The 3153-nt window shown below is 64.7% G+C and carries 4 protein-coding genes; 3 read left to right on the top strand and 1 reads right to left on the bottom strand.

Going from position 1 to position 3153, the window contains the following annotated elements:
- Positions 1-168: 168 nt before the first annotated feature.
- The 3 genes from BG35_RS12815 to BG35_RS0108095 all read left to right on the top strand — a co-directional run bounded on the left by BG35_RS12815 (position 169) and on the right by BG35_RS0108095 (position 2328).
- Positions 169-579, top strand: coding sequence for a hypothetical protein (locus BG35_RS12815; RefSeq protein WP_161632575.1), 411 nt, complete (start codon positions 169-171; stop codon positions 577-579).
- A 105-nt stretch (positions 580-684) separates the two neighbouring features.
- Positions 685-1164 carry a glycosyltransferase family 9 protein gene (locus BG35_RS11010; RefSeq protein WP_025782429.1) on the top strand — a complete coding sequence of 160 codons (480 nt, stop codon included), beginning with the start codon at positions 685-687 and terminating at the stop codon, positions 1162-1164.
- A gap of 60 nt (positions 1165-1224) precedes the next feature.
- Positions 1225-2328, top strand: coding sequence for a type 2 periplasmic-binding domain-containing protein (locus tag BG35_RS0108095; RefSeq protein WP_025782428.1), 1104 nt, complete (start codon positions 1225-1227; stop codon positions 2326-2328).
- Here BG35_RS0108095 and BG35_RS13150 read toward each other — a convergent pair.
- A partial coding sequence (locus BG35_RS13150; RefSeq protein WP_025782427.1) for a hypothetical protein occupies positions 2325-3153 on the bottom strand: 829 nt, incomplete at its 5' end. The genes BG35_RS0108095 and BG35_RS13150 overlap by 4 nt on opposite strands.

Raw genomic sequence — 3153 nt, 5'->3', positions numbered from 1 at the left:
CCTCAGTTGCGTGGTGGCCCAGGAAGACGGGGAAGCCGCCCTGCGGGCGGTCCACCACAGCTTTGGTCTGGAGGGTCCGGCGGAGAGGAACGTGCCCCATCCCTCCCCAGGGCTGGAGTGAGGCCAACCGTGATCCTATCAACAATGCCTGGAGAGACCGGGGAACCCTTGGGGAGGGGCGGCAATGCCCGGAGCAGGGATGGGCAACGGGCAACGGTGCAACAAGATGGGCTTCAGCAGGCGGAAGTCGTAAAAAGAATGGTGAATGCGGCAGGGGCCGGGGATCCCCTTGCCTTGGCCCACCTGACCGTGATCTATGGGATGCAAGGGAAAACCCGGGAGATGATCGCCCTTCTCAACAAGGCCCTGTCCATCAAACCCGACTTTCCAAAAGCGCTAAAAGCAATCTCCTTAAATAACTATTCTACGCCTAGCGATCGTGCAAGTGCCAACTTCGATCTCGCCTGTGTTCTATTTCTAGCCAATGATTATGACAATGGATGTATCTCTTTGCGCACCACCAAAACTTCACGGCCTGATTCAATTCTCAGGAATTGCAGCAACGATTTCCACACCTGAAGAAGCAAACGCCGTCACCACCGGGAAATGGCTACCGTTACCATCCCTGCCGGGACATCTAAACGTCAGACCAGATAATCCACTTGTTGATACACCCTATATTAAATGCCGGAGCAGAAGGTTTTCCACTGGCGGCAGAAGCTGGCCACCGAGAAGCGGCCCGTTATCGGCATCAATTGGCAAGACAACCCGGAAGCCGAGAAACAGCTTCTGCATGCTCGATCACTCCCCCTAAGCGCTTTTGCTTCCGTCGTCGAGACCACAGGAGTCAGTTTGCTGTCCCTGCAAACGGGGTTTGGATCAGAGCAGTTGGCGGACTGTTCCTTGCTGCATCGCTTTGTTGGCTGCCAAGAGGAGATCAGTGGGATATGGGACTTTGTGGACATCGCAGCCATGATCCTCAACTGTGATCTCATCATCACCAGCGACACCGCCGTGGCCCATCCGGCAGGGAGTCTGGGCGTCACAACCTGGCTGGTGCTCAGCAAGCTTCCAGACTGGCGCTGGGACACGAAGGAGACCAGCTTCCGGTATCCCTCCATGCGCCTCTTCCGTCAGCGGGAACGGACAACTGGGCAGAGGTGATGCGGCGTGTGGCCACCGCCCTCAACAACTTGGCTACGGTTGAGCGGAGGTAACTTTGCCATGGCCCAGTCCCTGACACGGCGGCAGTTGCTCACCACGGTGGGCGTGGGCGTGGGCGTCCTGGCGGGCTTACGGCTTTGGCGCTCAGGAGCCTTCAGCCCGGACAAGAAGCAGCGGCTCCTCCATGTGGAGGGCCAGGGGCCCAAAGCCTGGCTCCAACAGCTCCCCAGGTCCTGGGCAGCCCAATCGCGCCCCACCATGGAACGCCTGGCGGCCGATCTTCAGACCCACGAGGCCGGGGCCGCGGATCTGGCCATGGTGGGGGAGGCCTGGCTCCCCCAACTGGGACCCCGGCTTCAGCCCTTTGGCGCCCCGGAGTTGTTTGAGCCCTTGCTGAAGGCCGCCCGGGATCCCGCCGTGCTGGGTGGCGGCGCTGGGGCGCCCATGGCGTTTCCCTGGGCGTTTGGCAGTTGGGTGATGGTCTTCCGCAACCGACCGGCCTGGGTGGAGCGGAGCCGGCGGGAGGGCTGGTTCCTGCTGGCGGCGGAGGAACTACGGGATGAGTGGATTCTTCCGGCCAGTCCCCGGGTGGTGACGGCACTGGTGTTACAGAGCCTGGGACACTCCCCCAGTACCGTGGACCTTTCCCTTGCGCCCGGTTTGGCGGCGCGCCTGGCCACCGTGGCGCGCCGGGCGCGGGTGTTCGACAGCCGCCATGCCCTCACCCGCCTGGTGAATGGCTACGGGTCCGCCGCGGTGGCGCCCTCCTGGGCCGTGATTCCCCAACTGCTGCGTGATCAGCGGCTTGTGGCCGTGCGGCCCGCCGCCTCTCCTCCTCTCCTCAGTTGGCAGGTGCTGGTGCGGCCCCGCCGGGCCGGGCCCGTTCCCAAACCGTGGTTGCAGGCCAGCGCCAAGGGGGCCACCCTCAACGCTCTTCTCCAGGCCGGCTTCTGCCCACCCCTGCCCATGGCGGCCCTCCAACCCCAGCTTGACCAACAGCCCGCCGCCACTCTTCTGCATCCTGGGGACGAGTCCATGGCCCAGGCGGAAACCCTGCAACCCTTGACCCCGGCGCAGCAAGCCCAGGTCCAACAGGCATGGGACGAAGCCATGGGGGAGCGCCTCCGATCCACCGGGGCAGGCAGAGGAGAGGTTCCTGGCTAACCCCAGAGGCGGTGCCGGGGCGGGCCTTGCAGCAGCCCGTGGGCGTGCTGAAGCAGGACGGGAATCTCCAGATTCCGTGGGCAGCGGGGCAGGCAGTCGCCACAGCGGGTGCAGGCGTCCCCCCGCGCCATGGGCAGCCAGTGGCCCGCCTGGCCGATGAGGCCGTAACGCTCCTCACAGAAGGCAGCCATCCCGTGGCCCAGGCGCAAATTGCGCAACCGCAACAGGGCGGGAATGTCGATGTCCTCCGGGCAGGGGAGGCAACAGCGGCATTGGCCGCAGAAGGTGTCCTGCAACAGCTGCCGCCGCGCTTGATCCAGCCGTGTGGCAGCGGCGGCCACTGTGGGGGGCATGCCGTCCTCCGCCTGGGCCAGCCGCTGGGCCCAGTCCAGGTGGGAGGGCTGGGCCGCTCCTACGGTCAGGGTGCTGACGCCATGGCCCAACAACCAGCGATACGCCAACTCCAGGGGATGGAAGGGGGCACACTGCCGCAGCAGCAAGTCCGGCGGATCAAACAGCCGTCCCCCCTTATCCGCCGGGGAAATGGCCATCACCCCCATGCCGGCCGCCATGGCCTGACGGGCCATGGGCATCAGGGCGGGATTCAGCAGGTGCAGATGCAGGCTGCAAAAGCCGAAGCGGCCGCTGGCGATGGCCTGCTCCACAAGCTCCGGGCTGCCGTGGCTGCTGAAGCCCACCTGTCCCACAAGCCCCTCAGCCTCGCAAACCTCCAGGATTTCTGCGCCGGGGCCGTGCAGGGCCCAGTGGAGATGCTCGGGTCGGTTGATGCCGTGGACAGCCAGTTGGTCCAACCGATCCAGTCCC

The organism is Candidatus Synechococcus spongiarum SH4 (assembly GCF_000586015.1).
Classification (GTDB): domain Bacteria; phylum Cyanobacteriota; class Cyanobacteriia; order PCC-6307; family Cyanobiaceae; genus Synechococcus_B; species Synechococcus_B spongiarum_F.
This window is presented reverse-complemented; position numbering and strand designations above follow the sequence as displayed.